21 protein-coding genes and 1 pseudogene are annotated in these 18,298 nt (G+C 52.7%); 17 read left to right on the top strand and 5 right to left on the bottom strand.

The window, feature by feature from the left end; all coding sequences use genetic code 11:
* The first annotated feature begins 16 nt into the window (after positions 1 to 16).
* Genes ACP158_RS14380 through ACP158_RS14365 form a run of 4 tightly spaced genes read left to right on the top strand, consistent with a single transcriptional unit; the run spans position 17 to position 2,043 of the window.
* Positions 17 to 736 carry a dual OB domain-containing protein gene (locus ACP158_RS14380; RefSeq protein WP_424946793.1) on the top strand — a complete coding sequence of 240 codons (720 nt, stop codon included), beginning with the start codon at positions 17 to 19 and terminating at the stop codon, positions 734 to 736.
* Positions 737 to 1,357 (top strand): DUF488 family protein, encoded by a 621-nt coding sequence (locus ACP158_RS14375; RefSeq protein WP_424946792.1) that lies wholly within the window; start codon positions 737 to 739, stop codon positions 1,355 to 1,357.
* Complete coding sequence (locus tag ACP158_RS14370; protein ID WP_424946791.1) at positions 1,344 to 1,793, top strand: DUF488 family protein; 450 nt, start codon at positions 1,344 to 1,346, stop codon at positions 1,791 to 1,793. The genes ACP158_RS14375 and ACP158_RS14370 overlap by 14 nt, the downstream gene beginning before the upstream one ends.
* 22 nt (positions 1,794 to 1,815) lie before the next feature.
* On the top strand, positions 1,816 to 2,043 hold the full coding sequence (locus ACP158_RS14365) for a hypothetical protein (RefSeq protein WP_424946790.1): 228 nt from the start codon (positions 1,816 to 1,818) through the stop codon (positions 2,041 to 2,043).
* 16 nt (positions 2,044 to 2,059) lie between these two features.
* Here the strand turns inward: ACP158_RS14365 and ACP158_RS14360 are convergent, their stop codons facing one another.
* A complete protein-coding gene (locus tag ACP158_RS14360) occupies positions 2,060 to 2,389 on the bottom strand; it encodes a hypothetical protein (protein WP_424946789.1) in 330 nt (109 codons plus the stop codon).
* A 139-nt stretch (positions 2,390 to 2,528) separates the two neighbouring features.
* Here ACP158_RS14360 and ACP158_RS14355 point away from each other — a divergent pair, with 139 nt between their 5' ends.
* From ACP158_RS14355 to ACP158_RS14345, 3 genes are all read left to right on the top strand, one after another.
* Positions 2,529 to 3,275, top strand: coding sequence for a glutamine amidotransferase-related protein (locus tag ACP158_RS14355; RefSeq protein ID WP_424946788.1), 747 nt, complete (start codon positions 2,529 to 2,531; stop codon positions 3,273 to 3,275).
* Between the two features lie 93 nt (positions 3,276 to 3,368).
* Positions 3,369 to 3,962: a DUF2971 domain-containing protein gene (locus ACP158_RS14350; protein ID WP_424946787.1), complete on the top strand. Its 594-nt coding sequence runs from the start codon at positions 3,369 to 3,371 to the stop codon at positions 3,960 to 3,962.
* 73 nt (positions 3,963 to 4,035) lie between these two features.
* The gene (locus ACP158_RS14345) at positions 4,036 to 6,516 is read left to right on the top strand and encodes a trypsin-like peptidase domain-containing protein (protein WP_424946786.1); all 2,481 of its coding nucleotides are present in this window, start codon (positions 4,036 to 4,038) and stop codon (positions 6,514 to 6,516) included.
* 77 nt (positions 6,517 to 6,593) lie between these two features.
* Here the strand turns inward: ACP158_RS14345 and ACP158_RS14340 are convergent, their stop codons facing one another.
* The gene (locus ACP158_RS14340) at positions 6,594 to 6,962 is read right to left on the bottom strand and encodes a hypothetical protein (protein ID WP_424946785.1); all 369 of its coding nucleotides are present in this window, start codon (positions 6,960 to 6,962) and stop codon (positions 6,594 to 6,596) included.
* 223 nt (positions 6,963 to 7,185) lie between these two features.
* On the opposite strand from ACP158_RS14340, the gene ACP158_RS14335 reads away from it, so the two are divergent.
* The 10 genes and pseudogenes from ACP158_RS14335 to ACP158_RS14290 form a co-directional block, all read left to right on the top strand.
* Positions 7,186 to 7,494, top strand: a complete 309-nt coding sequence (locus tag ACP158_RS14335; protein ID WP_424946784.1) for a UxaA family hydrolase — start codon at positions 7,186 to 7,188, stop codon at positions 7,492 to 7,494.
* Positions 7,495 to 7,534: 40 nt separating this feature from the next.
* A complete protein-coding gene (locus ACP158_RS14330; protein WP_424946783.1) occupies positions 7,535 to 8,704 on the top strand; it encodes a UxaA family hydrolase in 1,170 nt (389 codons plus the stop codon).
* 161 nt (positions 8,705 to 8,865) lie between these two features.
* On the top strand, positions 8,866 to 9,963 hold the full coding sequence (locus ACP158_RS14325) for a TRAP transporter substrate-binding protein (RefSeq protein WP_424946782.1): 1,098 nt from the start codon (positions 8,866 to 8,868) through the stop codon (positions 9,961 to 9,963).
* Between the two features lie 74 nt (positions 9,964 to 10,037).
* Positions 10,038 to 10,568, top strand: a complete 531-nt coding sequence (locus ACP158_RS14320) for a hypothetical protein (RefSeq protein ID WP_424946781.1) — start codon at positions 10,038 to 10,040, stop codon at positions 10,566 to 10,568.
* A gap of 260 nt (positions 10,569 to 10,828) precedes the next feature.
* On the top strand, positions 10,829 to 11,443 hold the full coding sequence (locus ACP158_RS14315; RefSeq protein WP_424946780.1) for a TRAP transporter small permease subunit: 615 nt from the start codon (positions 10,829 to 10,831) through the stop codon (positions 11,441 to 11,443).
* On the top strand, positions 11,440 to 12,780 hold the full coding sequence (locus ACP158_RS14310) for a TRAP transporter large permease (protein WP_424946779.1): 1,341 nt from the start codon (positions 11,440 to 11,442) through the stop codon (positions 12,778 to 12,780). Before ACP158_RS14315 ends, ACP158_RS14310 begins: the two co-directional genes overlap by 4 nt.
* Before the next feature lie 5 nt (positions 12,781 to 12,785).
* Complete coding sequence (gene hisD, locus ACP158_RS14305; RefSeq protein ID WP_424946778.1) at positions 12,786 to 14,090, top strand: histidinol dehydrogenase; 1,305 nt, start codon at positions 12,786 to 12,788, stop codon at positions 14,088 to 14,090.
* Between the two features lie 4 nt (positions 14,091 to 14,094).
* The gene (locus ACP158_RS14300; protein WP_424946777.1) at positions 14,095 to 14,901 is read left to right on the top strand and encodes an SDR family NAD(P)-dependent oxidoreductase; all 807 of its coding nucleotides are present in this window, start codon (positions 14,095 to 14,097) and stop codon (positions 14,899 to 14,901) included.
* A gap of 61 nt (positions 14,902 to 14,962) precedes the next feature.
* Positions 14,963 to 15,958 carry an alcohol dehydrogenase catalytic domain-containing protein gene (locus ACP158_RS14295; RefSeq protein WP_424946776.1) on the top strand — a complete coding sequence of 332 codons (996 nt, stop codon included), beginning with the start codon at positions 14,963 to 14,965 and terminating at the stop codon, positions 15,956 to 15,958.
* A 53-nt stretch (positions 15,959 to 16,011) separates the two neighbouring features.
* A pseudogene (locus tag ACP158_RS14290) lies at positions 16,012 to 16,114 on the top strand (IS1595 family transposase); the annotation flags it as partial.
* Between the two features lie 145 nt (positions 16,115 to 16,259).
* Here the strand turns inward: ACP158_RS14290 and ACP158_RS14285 are convergent.
* From ACP158_RS14285 to gorA, 3 genes are all read right to left on the bottom strand, one after another.
* Entirely contained in the window at positions 16,260 to 16,493 is a 234-nt protein-coding gene (locus ACP158_RS14285; RefSeq protein ID WP_424946775.1) for a hypothetical protein, read from the bottom strand.
* Positions 16,483 to 16,668: a hypothetical protein gene (locus ACP158_RS14280; protein ID WP_424946774.1), complete on the bottom strand. Its 186-nt coding sequence runs from the start codon at positions 16,666 to 16,668 to the stop codon at positions 16,483 to 16,485. The genes ACP158_RS14285 and ACP158_RS14280 overlap by 11 nt, the downstream gene beginning before the upstream one ends.
* A 266-nt stretch (positions 16,669 to 16,934) precedes the next feature.
* On the bottom strand, positions 16,935 to 18,284 hold the full coding sequence (gene gorA, locus ACP158_RS14275; protein ID WP_424946773.1) for a glutathione-disulfide reductase: 1,350 nt from the start codon (positions 18,282 to 18,284) through the stop codon (positions 16,935 to 16,937).
* Positions 18,285 to 18,298: the final 14 nt, after the last annotated feature.

The raw sequence follows: 18,298 nt of genomic DNA, 5'->3' as shown, positions 1-18,298 counted from the left end.
AAAAAGGAATTAAATTATGTCATACACAAAAACAATCGTCTGTTTAGCCAATTCGAGAAGAACTGGAGGATACTGTGTTGCAGGAAAAGAAGTGGTTAGCGAAGGCTGCGGTGGGTGGATTCGTCCGGTAAGCGAACGGGAGACCGAGGAAATTTCGCAGCAAGAGCAAACACTGCCCGATGGCAGTCTCCTGCAACTTTTGGATGTGGTGACCATTCCCATGCAGGAACCCAAACCGAAACACCATCAACAGGAGAATCATTTGATTGATGGGACGGGTTCGTGGGAAAAAACGGGCACCCTTAACCAGCGGGATTTACCTGCATTGCTGGACGATGTTTCCGATACGCTTTGGATAAACGGTAGCTCCACTGTCGCTGGTAACAATGATCGAGTTCCGGTTGCCGATACAAGAAACTTGGAAAATTCTTTGTTGTTGATACAACCAACATCGTTAACCATTATCGTTCAATACGAAAGTTATAAGGGCGGAGGGCGTCCGGATGTGCGCGCTGAATTTATCTATCAAGGATGCGATTATAGTATAAGGGTTACTGACCCAGACGCCGAAAAGAAGTATCAAGACATAGGTTACACTGACCACAAGGCGGGTAAAGAAATGCCACATCGCTATCCCGTTGCGGTGGATGATGTATATTTATGCGTAAGCCTTGCAGATGAATTTGAGGGCTACTGTTACAAGTTAGTCGCCGGCATCATTGGAGGCGAAGCGTAAATGCCTACAGAGTTATACACCATCGGTCATTCCACACATACCACGGATTATTTCGTTGGTTTGTTGAAGCAGCACGGGGTAACCGCGGTGTGCGATGTCCGCTCACATCCATACAGCAAACACAATCCGCAGTATAACCGCGAGAAAATCGCAGACGAAATAAAAAATCATGGTATCGCCTACATTTTTCTTGGCAAGGAATTAGGCGCACGAAGCGATAAATCCAACTGTTATGTGGGCGGCAAAATCCAATTCAAAAAGTTAGCCGCTGAACCATTGTTTCAAGAAGGGTTGGCGCGTCTGAAACGAGGTATGAAAAAATACTCCATCGCCTTGATGTGCGCCGAAAAGGACCCAATCACTTGCCATCGAACGATTCTGGTGACGCGACAACTTCAGCGAGAATTCACCATCAAACATATTCTTGCGGATGGGCGTTTGGAAAATAACGCGGAGGCGGAAAAACGACTTATAGATTTATTGAAAATTGAACCCGATTTAATCAGGGATGAATATCAGTGCATAGAGGACGCGTATAATTTACAGGGAAATAAAATTGCCTATACCAAAGAAAACACATCAAAAAAACATCTGACGCATGAAAACTATGCGCGACATTAATTTATACACCATCGGCTTCACCAAGAAAAAAGCAGAGTATTTTTTCGAGAAACTTCGGCAATCCGGAGTTCGAAGGGTGCTGGATGTGCGGCTGAACAATGTCTCGCAACTTGCAGGTTTCGCCAAAAGAGACGACCTGTCGTACTTTCTCAAGCGTCTGGGTGGAATGGAGTATATTCACCTCGCCGACTTGGCGCCGACACAGAAAATGCTGGATGACTATAAGAAACACAAAGGAGACTGGGCGGTTTATGAAGAGCAGTTTCTTGAACTCATGGCGCAACGCCATATCGAAGAGCGCATTAGCGAAGAAACATTGGATGGCGGCTGTCTGCTTTGCAGCGAAGACAAGCCGCATCACTGCCACCGGCGGCTGATCGCAGAATACCTGCAGAAGAAGTGGACGAACGAGATTCGCGTTACGCATTTGGTTTGATAGTGGACAGATACACCCTTACATGCCCAACAACGAATCAAGGGCGTTAGCCGGACTTTTTATTCTCAATGTGCCATTGGCGTCTCAACGCGCCTTTGTCCTCTCGGTTCACCATTGTCTCTCCAACCCGTCATTGCCCGGCCCATATTATTATTGGCCGGGCAATCCAGTTATTAAACCGTTCGGCGTAGCCGAACTCATTTGCGACGAAGCCGCGTCGTTCGATGCGAGAATGACGGCAAGGCGATGATGCTTGTTGCTTACCGCTAATGTATGAGCGCGTCCCGGCGGCTACGCCACTCTGGATTTGCGCGTATCATCCCTGATACGCGCCCTTCGGGCTCGCTTCGCTCGCGCCCAGTCGATTCATGGCGCTCCCGGCGATTTTTTCCGCCTGCCGGCGAGGATGACAGGTTGGGGAGACAACGGTAAATCGGGCGGGAATGATTTTTTTGAGACGCTAAAAGTAACCGAGAAAAAGGAGTCACGCTGCGCATGACAATATTTATCGCGGCTTCGCCGAACGGTTTAATAACTGGATCCCCGCCTTCGGCGAGGATGACGGGCTGGGGGACAATGGTGAATCGAGAGGACAAAGGCGTTTTGAGACGCCAAAAGTAAACGAGAAAAAAAGTTCGGCGTAGCCGAACACATACCGCATGATTTGAACGCGGTCAACGCATACAATTACCAACTCGCCGGATTGGAAGACAACCACGCACAACTGAAAAAAACATGCCGAGCACTACCTCGCCAATCACGCCAAAAAAAGGAGCACGTCGCATCGTCCTGATCGACCATCACGAAAACCCGCCGGATGACCGTGTCAGCACCCATTTGGAAAAACGCGGATATGAACTGGAGCGGCGTTATCCGGTGAACGGCGATGCGCTTGACCGCTCCGACCACGACATCGCCGGAACTGTGATTTATGGCGGCACGCACGATGTCGATGAAATGGACAAGTATCTTTTTTTGCATGATGAAATCGCATGGATTCGTCACTGCCACGCGCGCAAGATTCCGATGCTCGGCATTTGTCTCGGCGCGCAACTCATCGCGCATGCCCTCGACGCGAAAGTAACCCCGATGGCGCACGGAAAATGTGAGTTTGGTTATTACCCCATCACCCCGACCGCCGAAGGACAACGTTGGATGCCGCAACCGATGTATGTTACGCAAGCGCATTTTTATGAATTTGATTTGCCGCTCGCGGCGACTTTGCTGGCGCGTGGTGAAGGTTGCACCAACCAGGCATTTCGTTGCGGGGAAACCACATTTGCGGTGCAGTTTCATCCCGAAGTCACCGCGGAAATTTTTCACCGCTGGCAAAACTCCGACTGGGCCGAGGAAATATTTTTTGGCGCACCCGGCGCGCAAACCCGCGAATTGCAAACCACATTAGCGACTCAACACGACCGCGCGCAACATGATTGGTTTGTTGGGTTTCTTGATAAACTTTTTGGATGTGCGAACGAGTGACACGGAAACTTCAAGCAAAAAAAATTATGAAAAATACTTAGGTTAAAATGATACAATGATTAGTTGTTTTTTATAATTTCATGAGGAAATACAATGCGACTGTATCATTTTTTAAACGAACATTATGGTCTCAAGGCTTTGTGTGACCAACGCTTGAAAGTTTCAGAAATTATGGAACTAAATGATCCATTTGAATTGTTATCTGTTGATATTGCGGACAAAGATATGCGTGAAGCATTTAACGCACTCAAACGCGATTTTTCAACAAAATACGGATTGCTATGTTTTAGTAAAAAGTGGGTTAAACCTGCCCAATGGACGCATTACGCTGACAACCACAAAGGATTGTGTCTGGGTTTTGATTTTTCGGACAACGGATTAATGAAAGTATCCTATGTAAAAGAAAGACTTGACTCTCCAACAACAAATGAAGAACTTAACAGAGAGTTCATGAAAAAAGTAATATCAACAAAACATTTACACTGGAAATATGAAAAAGAATACCGGGTTTTTGTACCTAAAAAAATTGAAATTAATGGTTTATACTTTTCCAGTTTTTCCAAAGAATTCGAATTGAAGGAAATAATTGTTGGGGCAAAATCAGATATAACCCGTAGTGGTATCCACAAAATACTTGGTGATAATAATTCAGATATTGAACCATTTAAGGTACGTCCAGCATTTTAAGTCATTTAACATGGTGAAACAGGAAAATCAAGAACTCTGGAAATGACTCAACCTGTTATCGCAAAATGATTAAATGAAAATTATGAAAAGAATATTACGCATTTTTAGTGCAGTCGTTTTCGCGATGGTGGTAAGTAACACCGCCATTGCAGAAACGGAAAGTGAAAGAATTGCAAGGTTGCACATACAAGCCGAGCAAGGAGATGCGACTGCGCAATTTAATTTGGGCAATGCATACGATTTTGGCAAAGGAGTCGATAAAGACCAGCGCGAGGCGGTGCGTTGGTATCGCAAGGCGGCCGAGCAGGGGAATGCGAATGCGCAAAATAATTTGGGCGGTGCATACTGGTATGGCACAGGAGTCGATAAAGACAAACACGAGGCGGTACGTTGGTTTCGCAAGGCGGCCGAGCAAGGGCATGCGACTGCGCAATATAATTTGGGCATTGCATACTTGAATGGCAAAGGAGTCGATAAAGACCAGCGCGAGGCGGTGCGTTGGTATCGCAAGGCGGCCGAGCAGGGGAATGCGAATGCGCAAAATAATTTGGGCGGTGCATACTGGTATGGCACAGGAGTCGATAAAGACCAGCGCGAGGCGGTGCGTTGGTATCGCAAGGCGGCGGAGCAGGGGTATGCGAATGCGCAAGTTAGGTTGGGCAATGCATACCGGCATGGCGAAGGTATTGATGAGAACAAGCGCGAAGCGGTGCGTTGGTATCGCAAGGCGGCCGAGCAGGGGTATGCGAATGCGCAAGTTAGGTTGGGCTATGCATACTGGCATGGCGAAGGTATTGATGAGAACAAGCGCGAGGCGGCGCGTTGGTATCGCAAGGCGGCCGAGCAAGGGCATGCGACTGCGCAAAATAATTTGGGCATTGCATACTGGGATGGCGAAGGTATTGATGAGAACAAGCGCGAAGCGGTGCGTTGGTATCGCAAGGCAGCCGAGCAAGAACATGTGGATGCGCAATTTAATTTGGGCTATGCATACAGGAAAGGCGAAGGAGTCGATAAAGACCAGCGCGAGGCGATGCGTTGGTATCGCAAGGCAGCCGAGCAAGGGCATGCGACTGCGCAATATAATTTGGGCATTGCATACGGTTTTGGCAAAGGAGTCGATAAAGACCAGCGCGAGGCGGTGCGTTGGTATCTCAAGGCGGCGGAGCAGGGGTATGCGAATGCGCAAGTTAGGTTGGGCAATGCATACCGGCATGGCGAAGGTATTGATGAGAACAAGCGCGAAGCGGTGCGTTGGTATCGCAAGGCAGCCGAGCAGGGGAATGCGACTGCGCAAACTAATTTGGGCAATGCATACTGGGATGGCGAAGGTATTGATGAGAACAAGCGCGAAGCGGTGCGTTGGTATCGCAAGGCGGCAGAACAAGGGGATGCGGATGCGCAAAATAATTTGGGCTATGCATACTGGCATGGCGAAGGTATTGATGAGAACAAGCGCGAAGCGGTGCGTTGGTATCGCAAGGCGGCCGAGCAGGGGAATGCGAATGCGCAATTTAATTTGGGGGTTGCATACGAGGAAGGCAAAGGAGTCGATAAAGACAAGCGCGAGGCGGTGCGTTGGTATCTCAAGGCGGCGGAGCAAGGGCAGGCGGATGCGCAAAATAATTTGGGTGCATACTGGAATGGCGAAGGTATTGATGAGAACAAGCGCGAAGCGGTGCGTTGGTATCGCAAAGCGGCAGAACAAGGGGATGCGGATGCGCAAAATAATTTGGGCTATGCATACTGGAGTGGTGATGGCGTGATTATGGATAAACGCGAGGCATATATCTGGTGGTCCATCGCCAAAGTAAATGGTGATGAGAGGGCAGCGAATAATTTACGCAAAACGGATTGGAACGATTATTTATCCAGTAGCGAAACTCGTGCCGCAAACAAAGAAGCGGCGCGGCGCATGGAAGCGATTGAAAATCTCGAAGCGGAGACCGCTTCCGTGCCATCCATCAGCGAAAATATTGCATTGGCAAAACCACCCGGCGGCGTGAGCATCGCCGAGAAAGTATTTGAGAACGCATGGCGTTCGGTGGTCATCGTTACCACCGAAGACGGACAGGGAAGCGGCGTGATTATCCGCCCGAATGTGGTGGCGACCAATTGTCATGTCGTGGATGATGGGGGCGAAATCATCGTGTATAAATCCGACGACCGCCGCGCTGACACCGATACGCCTTTTGCCGCCACCATCCGCCGTGCCAATGCCGAAGATGATTTTTGCTTGCTGGATGTTGCCGGTTTATGGGGCGTTCCGGCCACGGTGCGGCGCTATGACACGCTCAAAGTCGGCGAGATGGTGTATGGTTTGGGCGCGCCGCAAGGGTTGGATTTGTCGTTATCGGACGGACTGGTTTCGCAGTTGCGCGAAGTGAGTGGCACGCGGTTTATTCAGACCAACGCGGCCATATCGCCCGGCTCATCGGGCGGTGGATTGTTCGATGGCGAAGGCAATTTGGTCGGCATTATGACGCTGAAAATCGCCGATGAAAGCGTTGAAGGTATCGGCTTTGCCATCGCCGCCGATTTGGCGATGGAGTGATTGGTTTTTGAAGGAGTCACGCTTCGTGTGACGAGAATAAAAGCGTGTTGTTCGGCTTTGCCAGACTATTAGTGACGTCACGCAAAGCGTGACACTAAAACAGTGTTGCCGCGGCGAAGCCGCGATAAAAGGAGTCCGGCTACGCCGGACGACATATTCCACTGGATTGCCCGGAACAAGCCGGGCAATGACGGGTTGGGGGGCAATGGTGAATTGAGAGGACAAAGGCGTGTTGAGATGCCAAAAGTAAACGAGAATAAGGAGTCACGCTGCGCGTGACAGATATTTAACTGGATTGCCCGGAACAAGCCGGGCAATGACGGGTTGGGGGGCAATGGTGAATCGAGAGGACAAAGGCGTGTTGAGACGCCAAAAGTAAACGAGAAAAAGGTGTCACGCTGCGCGTGACAGATATTTAACTGGATTGCCCGGAACAAGCCGGGCAATGACGGGTTGGGGGGACAATGGTGAATTGAGAGGACAAAGGCGAGTTGAGATACCAATGGTAAACGAGAAAAAAGTCCAGCATAGCCGGACTCATCCCCTAATCATTAACCAACCGGAGTGCGATATGTTGTGGCTATATTCCGCGCTTTACATTGGCGGTGGGTGCTGTTAGTTTGTTGGATTTTTATCCATTGGTTGCCCAAGACACACCGAAGCAAGAATATGAGCCCAGACAAGAGCAAGACAACCCCGCCGGATTTTCTGGTCCACGACGACCGCGATGATGCCGGGGTGGTGGTGGTGGAAGGCGTGGAAACCGGGCAGGTGCTGTGCGGCTGGTCTATGGAAGCCGACCGCACCATTGAGGTTAAAACCCTGGACCCCATTCCCCTCGGTCACAAGGTCGCCCTGCGGGACATCGCCGAGGGCGCCGATGTGCTGAAGTATGGCGAAGTTATTGGCCGGGCAATTGCCGCCATCCCGGCCGGCAGCCACCTGCATGTTCACAACACCAAAACCAAGAAGTGGTAATTTCATCAGTCTGGCCACCAGCCCGGGCGCAACTCCGATTATGAAAACACCGAACATCCTCGGCTTCCAGCGTGAAAATGGCCGCATCGGGATACGCAATCATGTGCTCATCCTGCCGCTGGACGATCTGTCCAACGCCGCCTGCGAAGCGGTCGCCAACAACATTCAAGGCACGCTGGCGATTCCCCATTCCTACGGCCGGTTGCAATTCGGCGAAGATCTCGAACTGCATTTTCGTACCCTGATCGGCACCGGTGCCAATCCCAATGTGGCGGCGGTGGTGGTCATCGGCATCGAGCCGGAGTGGACGCAAGTAATCGTCGACGGCATCGCCAAAACCGGCAAACCAGTCAGCGGTTTTTCCATCGAACGCCACGGCGACATCAACACCATCGCCGAAGCCAGCCGCGTGGCGAAAGAATATGTGCACATCACTTCGGAACACCAGCGCGAGGAATGTTCGTTGGCCGACATCTGGGTGTCGCATAAATGCGGCGAATCCGACACCACTTCCGGCATCGCCGCCAATCCCGCGGTGGGCGATTTCGTCGACAAAACCGATGCCATGGGTTTGACCAACTGCTTCAGCGAGACCTCGGAAATCACCGGTGCCGAGCACATCTGTCGCACCCGGGGCGCGACCAAAGAGGTCGGCGACAAATGGTATGCCACATGGAAAGCCTACATGGATGAAGTCATTGAGCCGCACAAGACCAGTGACCTGTCCGACAGCCAGCCGACCAAGGGCAACATCGCCGGCGGCCTGACCACCATCGAGGAGAAAGCCCTCGGCAACCTGCAGAAAATCGGCAAAAAAGCGCGTTACATCGATGTGCTGAAACCGGCCGAGACCCCGGCCAAAGGCGCCGGGTTATATTTTATGGACACCTCCTCGGCCGCCGCCGAATGCGTGACCCTCAAAGCCGCCGCCGGGTTTGTCGTGCATTGCTTCCCCACCGGACAGGGAAACATCATCGGCAATCCCATCGAGCCGGTAATCAAAATCACCGCCAATCCGCGCACCATCCGCACCATGGGCGAGCATGTTGATGTGGATGTGTCGGCAATCCTGCGGCGCGAAATGTCCATGGACGAAGCCGGCGATGCGCTACTGGACATGGTAATCCGCACTTGCAATGGACGCCTGACCGCAGCCGAAGCCCTGGGGCATCGGGAATTTGTACTGACCAAACTATACCGCAGTGCCTGACTTTGCCGGCGGCATGTGTGGCATGCATGCTGACATCATTAGCAGTGACATGCCGGCGGTGGCATGAGGCAACGACCAATTTTTTTTATCGGAATGAAACGATATGCGATTCATTCTTTTTTTAGTTTTACCCAACTACCACCAACCTTTGGAGATTGAAAATGTTAAAACGTTATAGTGCATTGACCGGCGCACTGGCCGGTTTGTCCATGCTGGCGAGCAGTATGGCATTCGCGGAAATCATTATCCGCGTGCAGTCGGTGTTGCCGACCAAGGCCGACGAAATCGTCATGGTCAAAGATTTCGCCGACAATGTCGCCGCGCTGACCAACGGCGAAGTCAAGATCGAAGTATTGCCCGATGGCGCGATTGTCAATGGCCGGGATATTCTGGATGCGGTAGACAAGGGGCTGGTGGAAGCCGGCTTCGCCTGGACGCATTACTGGTCTGGCAAACATCCGGCCGCCATGCTGTTCGGCTCGCCGGTTGCCGGTGCCGGTGTCGGCATCGACAACATCGCCTTCCTCTCGTGGTTTATGTACGCCGGCGGGCGCGAGTTATACGACCAACTTTGGGACGAAATGGACATGAACATCAAGGGCCTGATGTTGCAACCGGTCGGACCGGAAGCGTTGGGTTGGTTCAAAGAGCCAATCAACAGTATGGACGATTTCCGCAAGTATCGTTTCCGCACACCGCCGGGCATCCCCGGTCAAACCTATAAGGACATCGGCGTTGCGTCGGTGGCAATGAGTGGCGGCGACATTCTGCCGGCGTTGGAAAAAGGCGTGATCGATGCGGCTGAATGGTGTTGCCCGAAACCCGACAGCGTGTTCGGCTTCCAGAAAGTGCTCAAGCACTATTACCTGCAGGGCTTGCATCAAGTGGTGGTGAACGCCGACATGTATATCAATAAGGATGTCTGGAATAGCCTCACCCCTCAACAGCAAAAAGCCATGCAAGTGGCGGCGGATGCGTCATTGATTCGCTCGCTTTCCTATCGCATTTATGAAAACGGCAAAGCGCTCAAGGACTTGACCGAAAACTGGGGCGTGATTCTGCACGACACGCCGGCCGATTATTTTCCGACGTATATGAATGCGGCAAAAGCCAGTTTGGAGAAAAACGCAAACAAAAATGCGTTCTTCAAAAAGGTGTGGGATTCACAAAAAGCATTCGCCGAAATCGCCGTGCCGTTCTGGGCTGGCGCGCAAACATCCAACGCCAAACTCGGCAAAGCGTTTGCGGATAGTCAATAGCGTTTTCTACAAATCAACGGACATCAAACGGTGTCCGTTGATTTTTTCTTTCCTTCCATTTATCAGGAGCAATTATGCCTTTTTCTACTTACCACTGCCAACCCGAAAGCAAAACCGACATCCACTTTACACGACAAGGAGGAATACCGCTAGCTGGACAGCATGGCTTGATTACACAAGCAGCGAAGAAACGAGGATTGCTCGGCACTGATGAAAACGGTGAACGGTTTACCGCCAAACAACTACTTGAGGATATGGGGGATACTCACAACCGGATCATTTCAAAGGTGACCCCGGGCCGAGAGGATGAACTTAATCTTTTGTCCATTGAGTTCATCTCTTGTTATTTTTACAGTTCTTGGATGCCGTTGCTGTTTCACATGGTGCAAGTCGTCAACGATGTGCAAAAAAACGAAGAGAAATTCTTGTATACAAACAAGGAAACAGACTTCATCCGATCTTTCGTCTATCTGCGGCACGAAGATAAAAATTACACATGGGTATGGGGGAGAACGGGAGGTGTTAACGGCCCGTTGCTTTGGCCCTCTGCAATGAAATTCTTTCAACAAGAAATCACCAGCATCGGCTACCAGTATCGAATTTAGTTCTAAAAACTTTCAATGCAAAAAGAACACTTTCGAAATACTCATAAAGGAAACCGAAGAACTAAAGCAAGCGGCTGAACCCGTCAAGAAGCTTGGGCAATACTGGTAGCCTCGCGCTTTAGTGCTGATTGTGCTTTATACCAAAATAGGAATGCCGGGCCCGGTTTTCATGATATTTCTCGCTGATAGAATTGCGACACCATACCACATAATCCGATCGGTCAAACGGCTTTTCCTGCTTTTTTTCTAACCGACACGCCATGCAAGAACAAATCGACCCTTCCGAACTCGACATCACCGACGAGTTAATCGCCGAGCGACGCTCGGCCGAGCCCGGCAACCTGCCCGATGACATGCCGCCGTGGATGGCAAACACCATCAGCAAAATAGATGCCTTTAGTTTAATAGTCGGCAAAACAGTGTGCTGGATGTTAGTACCGATGTGTTTGTCGATGGTGTATGAAGTGGTGGCGCGCAAATATTTTCTCGCCCCCACCATGTGGGCCTACGACATCAGCCGCATGCTATACGGCGCGCTTTTCATGTTGGGCGCAGGCTACGCACTTTCGCGCGGCGTACATATCCGTGCCGATTTTCTTTATCGCAACTGGTCGGAGCGTGCGCAAGGCATAGTCGACACCTCGTTGTATCTTGCGTTTTATTTCCCCGGACTGTTTGTGTTCATGTGGACTTCCACCGACTACGCATGGACTGCGGTTGATCGCGGCGAACGCGGCATGGACACCGCCTGGATGCCCTACATGGGGCCAATCAAATCGGTGCTGCCCATCGGCGCGTTGTTGCTGTTGATTCAAGGCGTATCCGAGACCCTCAAAAGTTTTTACGCCGCATACACCGGCAGGTGGCCACGATGATTGATGCCATCATAAATCTGCAGCCGCAGTTAATCGGCATCATCATGATCGCGATCATGTTGTTCGCCATCTTCATCGGCTTCCCGATCTCGTTCACGCTGATTTTCCTCGGCATGATATTTGGATTTTGGGGCTTCGGGCAACTGGTGTTTTATCTGATGACCTTCCAGTTCTCCAACGTCATGCTGGAGCAAGCCCTTGCCGCGGTTCCGCTATTCATCTTCATGGGAATTTTGATGGAGCAAGCCGGGTTGATGGAGCGATTGTTCCACTCGGTGCAGTTGATGTTGTCGCGAGTGCACGGCGCGTTGTATGTCGCGGTGCTGTTCGTCTCCACCATCTTCGCCGCGGCCACCGGCATCGTCGGTGCATCGGTGACCATCCTCGGCATCATGGCGGCGAAAACCATGAACAAATCCGGCTACGATGTCAAACTTGCGGCCGGAACCATCACCGCCGGCGGCACCCTCGGCATCTTGATTCCGCCGAGCATTATGTTGGTGGTGATGGGACCCATTCTGGAAGTGCCAGTCACCGACCTGTTCGCCGCCGCGGTTATCCCCGGTTTCATGCTGGCTTTTTTGTATACCGGATACGCCCTGATTCGCTGCCGGATAAACCCCAAACTGGGCCCGCCATTGCCCGAAGAGTTGCGCGCCCAATCCATGGCTTACGTTTGGAAGGAATTCTTTTTTGGGTTGGTGCCGCCGGCGGCATTGGTCGGCTTCGCCCTCGGCAGCATTCTGCTCGGCTTCGCCACGCCTACCGAAGCGGCCGGCATGGGCGCGTTCGGCGCGTTCGTGCTTGCCGCCGCTTATCGCAAACTCACCTGGTCAAGTTTCAAAAACGCGCTGATCAAAACCCTGGAAATCTCCGCGTTGATTTTGATTTTGGTCGCCGCCTCCAACTTCTTCGGCGCGGTCTTCTCGCGCCTCGGCACGCCGACCATGCTGACCAACTACTTGCTGGTCCTCGATATGTCGCCGTATATGATTTTGTTCTTGATCATGGCGTTGATATTCGTGCTCGGCTGGCCGCTGGAATGGGTGCCGATTGTGCTGATCATCGTGCCCATCTTGTTACCGGTGGTCGAGCAACTCGGATTCAGCCTGGTGTGGTTCGGCATTTTGGTGGCGGTCAATCTGCAAACCGCGTGGCTATCGCCGCCGGTGGCATTGTCGGCGTATTTCTTGAAAGGCGTAGTGCCGGAATGGGACTTGAAGGACATCTACGCCGGCATGATGCAGTTCATGGTCATTCAACTCATCGGTTTGTTGCTGATTATATTTTTCCCGCAAATCGCATTGTGGTTGCCGGAGTATTTATACGGTAATTAATCACCATGGCAATAAACCTCATCAAAAAAGCAAGCAAGTCGCCCGCCAGCGGGGAAGAAGATACGCGTGAAATCGTGAACACGATGTTGCGCGAGATTGAGCACGGCGGCGAGCAGCGTGTGCGCGAATACGCGCGTAAACTGGACGGCTGGGACAAGGACATCGTCGTTAGCCGAGAGCAGATTGACCAAGCGTGCGCGTTGCTGAGCGAGCGGACGCGGCGCGACATTGAGTTTTCTCATGCGCGCGTGAAAATTTTTGCCGAAGCGCAACTCGCCAGCATGAACGAGTTCGAGACTGAGTTGTCGCCCGGCTTGTTTGCCGGTCAGCGGCTGGTGCCGATCAAAACCGCGGGATGCTACATCCCCGGCGGTCGTTACGCCCACATCGCCTCGGCCATCATGAGCATCACCACGGCCAACGTCGCCGGTGTCCGGCATGTGATCGCCTGCTCTCCGGCGCACAAGGAGCGCGGCGTTCACCCGGCAATTTTATACGCCGCCGACCTCGCCGGCGCCGACACCATCCTCGCGCTCGGTGGCGTGCAGGGCGTTGCCGCCATGGCCTTCGGGCATTTCACCGGACACGCCGCGGACATTTTGGTTGGTCCCGGCAATCGTTTCGTTGCCGAAGCCAAGCGCATTTTATTCGGACGAGTCGGCATTGATTTGTTCGCCGGACCCACGGAAATTCTGGTCATCGCCGATGACTCCGCCGACGCCGATTTGGTGGCATCGGATTTGGTCGGGCAAGCCGAACACGGTCCGGATTCGCCGGCCTGGCTGGTTGCCACTTCCGCGGCCTTGGCAGATAAAGTCATGGAGTTGATGCCCGCGTATATCCAACGACTGCCGGAGCCGAACCGCACCGCGGCGCAGTCGGCGTGGCGCGATTACGGCGAAGTGGTGGTAACCGAAACCGACGAGGAAGCGGTGGCGGTGGCGGACGAATACGCGCCGGAGCATCTCGAAGTGCATTGCAAAAACCTTGACTGGTGGCTGAAGAATTTGCACAACTACGGCTCGCTGTTCCTCGGCGAACAGACCACGGTGGCTTACGGCGACAAATGCTCCGGCACCAATCACATTCTGCCGACCAAAGGCGCGGCGCGTTACACCGGCGGACTCAGCGTCAGCAAGTTCATCAAAGTTTTGACCTGGCAACGCATGACCGCCGAAGCCAACCGCGAAGTCGGAGCAGTAACCGCCAGAATATCGCGCGCTGAAGGGATGCACGGCCACGCCCTGACCGGCGACGACCGCCTCGCCAAATACTTCCCCAACGAAGTGTTTGCCTTAGGCGATGAATGACGCAATGAATGACGCAAATCTCGCAGCCCCAGCGACATGGTTTTCGCTGAGCGGCAAACACGCGGTGGTTACCGGCGGCGGCAGTGGCATCGGTTTCACCATCGCCGAAACATTGGCGGCAGCCGGCGCGACGGTAACCGTAGTTGGACGACGGGCGGCACGATTGCAGGAAGCGGCGGATAAAATTGTCGCCGGCATTGAACACAAAACCGAAAACAAAAACGCAGTGCAAATTTATCCATGCGATTTGGGCGACATCGATGGAATTGATGCGCATGCCGATCAACTTGCCCGCACGCACGGCGCGGTGGATATTCTGGTCAACGCCGCCGGCTGGCGCACGCGGCAACCGGCCGCCGATATCACTCCAAAAGTTTGGCGCGCAACCATCGACATCAACTTGTCCGCGCCATTTTTTCTGGCGCGCGCATTGGCACCGGCCATGTGCGAACGCGGCTGGGGGCGCGTGCTGAATATCGCCTCGTTGCAGTCGCGCCTCGCATTCGAAAACGGCATCGCCTACGGCGCATCCAAAGGCGGCATCGCACAACTAACGCGCGCAATGGCAACCGAATGGTCGGCGCACGGTGTCAACGCCAACGCCATCGCCCCCGGATTTTTTCCGACCGAAATGACCGCGCCGTTATTCGGTGATGATAAAACCGCAACCGCATTGGCGGCGCGCACCGCCATTGGTCGCAACGGAAAACTCGATGACCTGAAAGGTGCCGCGCTTTTTTTCTGCGCACCGGCGAGCGATTACCTCACCGGTCAAATTTTATATGTGGACGGCGGCTTCACCGCGAAATAATATTGCCGAGGATTAACCACTGTGGCGATAACATTCCTTCTTTTCCGATAACATTCATTTTGTGAAAGCACTCGTCTACACCGCCAACGAGGAAATGACCTACCGCGATGAACCGCCGCCACAACCCGGCGACGGCGACGCGCTGGTCGAAATCGACTCGGTCGGCATCTGCGGCTCGGATATGCATGCCTATCGCGGCCATGATCCGCGCCGTAAACCGCCATTGATTCTGGGCCACGAAGCCGTCGGCACAGTCATTCACGGCGCGCTCCGCGGACAAAAAGTGTTGCTCAATCCGCTAATCACTTGCGGCACATGTCGCGACTGCCTCGGCGGACAACAAAACTTGTGCGCGCAACGAGATTTGATCGGCATGTATCGCCCCGGCGCGTTTGCCGAACAAATCGCCATTCCCGAAACCAACTTGATTCCACTGCCGGCGGGAATGGATGCGCAACATGCCGCACTGACCGAACCGGGCGCAACCGCGTTGCATGCGATCGGTCTGGCGGAAAAAAATCGGACGCGCCCCATTTCCGAATCTCGTGCGCTGGTATTCGGTGCCGGCTCGGTGGGTTTGCTGACCGCGCTGATTTTGTTAGACAAAGGTGTGGATGAAATCCATCTGGCGGAAACCAACGCACTGCGCCGCGCCGCCGCGAAAAAGGAATTCGCCGGCAAATGTGAAGTGTTTGACCCGATGAAAACAAAGCCGCAAGACGCCGCGTTCGATGTCGTGTTCGACGCGGTGGGCAACTCACATACCCGCACCGCCGCCATTGCATGCGCATGCCCGGGCGCGGTAATCGTGCATATCGGATTGATGGACAGCGGCGGCGAAATGGATGTGCGCCGCATGACGCTGCAGGAAATCACCTTCATCGGCAGTTACACCTACACGCCAAACGACCTACGCGTTACCCTCGACAAACTCCACGGCGGCGCACTGGGCAAACTCGACTGGCTGGAGCAACGACCACTGGCAAACGGCGCGCGCGCCTTCGCCGACCTGCTCGCGGGCAATTGCGCGGCGGCGAAAATCGTTCTTAAAATATAAGGTTCAAGATACTTTAAGGTATAGTGAAATGGTCATAACTAATTGTTCTATAAATGAAAAACAAGCATGTCATTCGTTGCCGAATTTCGGAGAATAAATTCAGGGCGATTCCACGGCTGTTTTGCCTTGATATTGAGGCTTGCAAAGTCGCTCGAATCACTGGCATCTCTGGCCCGGCGACCGGCCGATTGTATACTCAAATCAGACAACGCATCGCCGGGCAATGCGAGCGTATGTGTTCACTAATTCATTGCCCGTTTTGCTCCTTTCCAGCGGTGTTTTAGCACCGCCCTCCCTGCCGTCATTCTCGCCGGCAGGCGGAAAAAACCGCCCTCCCTGCCGTCATTCTCGCCGAAGGCGGGAATCCAGTTAAATATCTGTCACGCGTAGCGTGACTCCTTTTGGCATCCGGCTTTGCCAGACACAAACCGGAGGCTTCGCCGCAAAGGAGTCCGGCTACGCCGGACGGCATATTCCACTGGATTGCCCGGCCAATAATAATATGGGCCGGGCAATGACGACCCTTATTTGTCATTCTCGCCGCAGGCGGGAATCCAGAGTGGCGAAGCCGCGATAATAAGGAGTTCGGCTACGCCGAACGGTTTAATAACTGGATTGCCCGGCCAATAATAATATGGGCCGGGCAATGACGGATTATAGGTAATAGAGCACGTTTTAGTGTCACGCTTTGCGAGACAATTATTTACCATTGTCTTCTCAAAAGGACTCATTGCCTTCCGATTCGCCATTGTCCCCCCCGGCCCGTCATTCTCGCCGCAGGCGGGAATCCAGTTAAAATATGTCGTCCGGCGTAGCCGGACTCCTTTGAAAAAGTGTGAGTTTCGCTTCAATATGCGCCACGAAAATGGGTGTCAATATCTGCTGAGATCTATCCGAAATCGACCGCTTAAAGTATCTTGAACCAAATATAATAAACGAACTAAGCCGCCAGCCATCAAACCAGCATCGCCTCCAATTACCTTAACGTCACCAACTCTTCAGCGGCAGTCGGATGAATCGCCACCGTATTGTCGAAGTCCTGTTTGGTTGCGCCCATTTTAACCGCTATGGCAAAGCCCTGTATCATTTCATCGGCGCCGCGACCGACAACATGACAGCCGACCACGCGCTGGTCCGCGCCGTGGACGATGAGTTTTACCAGCGTGCGCGGTTTGTGTTCGGTCACGGCGTAGTGCATGTCGATAAAAAAATGCTTGTATATTTTAATTTGATCATCACCATATTTTGCGCGCGCGTCGGCTTCCGACAAACCCACGCTGCCGATTGGTGGATGGGAGAAAATAACCGTCGGGATATTCTCGTAGTCGAGTCTCGCATCGGTTTGATTATCGAATAATCGGTTTGCAAGTTTTCGACCGGCGGCGATGGCAACCGGGGTGAGCTGGGCTCTGTGAGTAACATCGCCCACCGCATAGATCCCGTTCGCCGAGCTGTTTTGAAACTCATCGGTCTGTATATTCCCTCGCGCATCTACTTCAACGCCGGCAACTTCCAGATTGAGATTGGCGATGTTAGTGTGTCGTCCAATCGCCCAGATGATGCAATCAAATCCATCCTTGCCGTTGCCTTCATGATCACGATAGCCCAGAGTATTGTTTCCTTTTACCAGCGATTGCAATGTTACTTTGGTCATTATCTCAATACCGCTTTGCCGCATTTGCGCCATCACCATCTCATGCACATCGCGATCAAAAGTCCTGAGCAGTTTGTCCTTGCGTAATAGCATGGAAACTTCGCTGCCCAGCCCATGCATCAAGCCGGCCAATTCGGTGGCGATGTAACCGGCGCCAATGACCAGAATTTTTTTCGGCTGATGTGCCAGCTTAAAGAAACCGTCGCTGGTAATACCGAGTTCGGCGCCGGGCATATTCGGCACGCTGGGTGCTCCCCCGGTGGCGATAAGGATATGGTGCGCATGAAATTCATCGCCATTCACCGCAATGCTATGGCTAGTGCTAAATTTGGCTTTTCCACGAACCAGCGCGACCCCGGAGTCATCAAGATTACGACCATAAATACCATTTAATCGGGACACGTAAGCGTCCCTTGATTGCTTGATCGTCGGCCAGTCAAACCCCAGTCGCTCGATGCGAAAGCCGTAATCTTTCGCTAAATCCAGAGTTTCATTTATTTGGGAGGTTGTCCACATTACTTTCTTCGGCACACAACCCACATTGACGCAAGTTCCCCCCAAAGGGCCGGATTCGATGATCAGGACTTTCGCGCCATATTGCGCCGCGCGCCGCGCGCATGCGATACCCCCGCTGCCGCCGCCAATAACGATAAAATCAAATCTCTCAGACATTTAACCACACCTTA

This window comes from Candidatus Spongiihabitans sp. (assembly GCF_965247905.1).
In the GTDB taxonomy this organism is placed as follows: Bacteria; Pseudomonadota; Gammaproteobacteria; order Arenicellales; family Poriferihabitantaceae; genus Spongiihabitans.
The sequence above is the reverse complement of the archived record's forward strand: the minus strand, read 5'-3'. Positions and strand labels throughout refer to the sequence as shown.

Bases quoted from the DNA above. Each gene is read 5' to 3' on its own strand.
- ACP158_RS14315 (WP_424946780.1), top strand. From the start codon at position 10,829: ATGCAAGAACAAATCGACCCTTCCGAACTCGACATCACCGACGAGTTA.
- ACP158_RS14280 (WP_424946774.1), bottom strand. From the start codon at position 16,668: ATGGTAAATAATTGTCTCGCAAAGCGTGACACTAAAACGTGCTCTATT.
- ACP158_RS14375 (WP_424946792.1), top strand. From the start codon at position 737: ATGCCTACAGAGTTATACACCATCGGTCATTCCACACATACCACGGAT.
- ACP158_RS14380 (WP_424946793.1), top strand. From the start codon at position 17: ATGTCATACACAAAAACAATCGTCTGTTTAGCCAATTCGAGAAGAACT.
- ACP158_RS14285 (WP_424946775.1), bottom strand. From the start codon at position 16,493: ATGACAAATAAGGGTCGTCATTGCCCGGCCCATATTATTATTGGCCGG.
- ACP158_RS14365 (WP_424946790.1), top strand. From the start codon at position 1,816: ATGCCCAACAACGAATCAAGGGCGTTAGCCGGACTTTTTATTCTCAAT.
- ACP158_RS14320 (WP_424946781.1), top strand. From the start codon at position 10,038: ATGCCTTTTTCTACTTACCACTGCCAACCCGAAAGCAAAACCGACATC.
- ACP158_RS14335 (WP_424946784.1), top strand. From the start codon at position 7,186: ATGAGCCCAGACAAGAGCAAGACAACCCCGCCGGATTTTCTGGTCCAC.
- ACP158_RS14330 (WP_424946783.1), top strand. From the start codon at position 7,535: ATGAAAACACCGAACATCCTCGGCTTCCAGCGTGAAAATGGCCGCATC.
- ACP158_RS14370 (WP_424946791.1), top strand. From the start codon at position 1,344: ATGCGCGACATTAATTTATACACCATCGGCTTCACCAAGAAAAAAGCA.
- ACP158_RS14310 (WP_424946779.1), top strand. From the start codon at position 11,440: ATGATTGATGCCATCATAAATCTGCAGCCGCAGTTAATCGGCATCATC.
- ACP158_RS14325 (WP_424946782.1), top strand. From the start codon at position 8,866: ATGTTAAAACGTTATAGTGCATTGACCGGCGCACTGGCCGGTTTGTCC.
- ACP158_RS14345 (WP_424946786.1), top strand. From the start codon at position 4,036: ATGAAAATTATGAAAAGAATATTACGCATTTTTAGTGCAGTCGTTTTC.
- hisD (WP_424946778.1), top strand. From the start codon at position 12,786: ATGGCAATAAACCTCATCAAAAAAGCAAGCAAGTCGCCCGCCAGCGGG.
- ACP158_RS14300 (WP_424946777.1), top strand. From the start codon at position 14,095: ATGAATGACGCAAATCTCGCAGCCCCAGCGACATGGTTTTCGCTGAGC.
- ACP158_RS14350 (WP_424946787.1), top strand. From the start codon at position 3,369: ATGCGACTGTATCATTTTTTAAACGAACATTATGGTCTCAAGGCTTTG.
- ACP158_RS14355 (WP_424946788.1), top strand. From the start codon at position 2,529: ATGCCGAGCACTACCTCGCCAATCACGCCAAAAAAAGGAGCACGTCGC.
- gorA (WP_424946773.1), bottom strand. From the start codon at position 18,284: ATGTCTGAGAGATTTGATTTTATCGTTATTGGCGGCGGCAGCGGGGGT.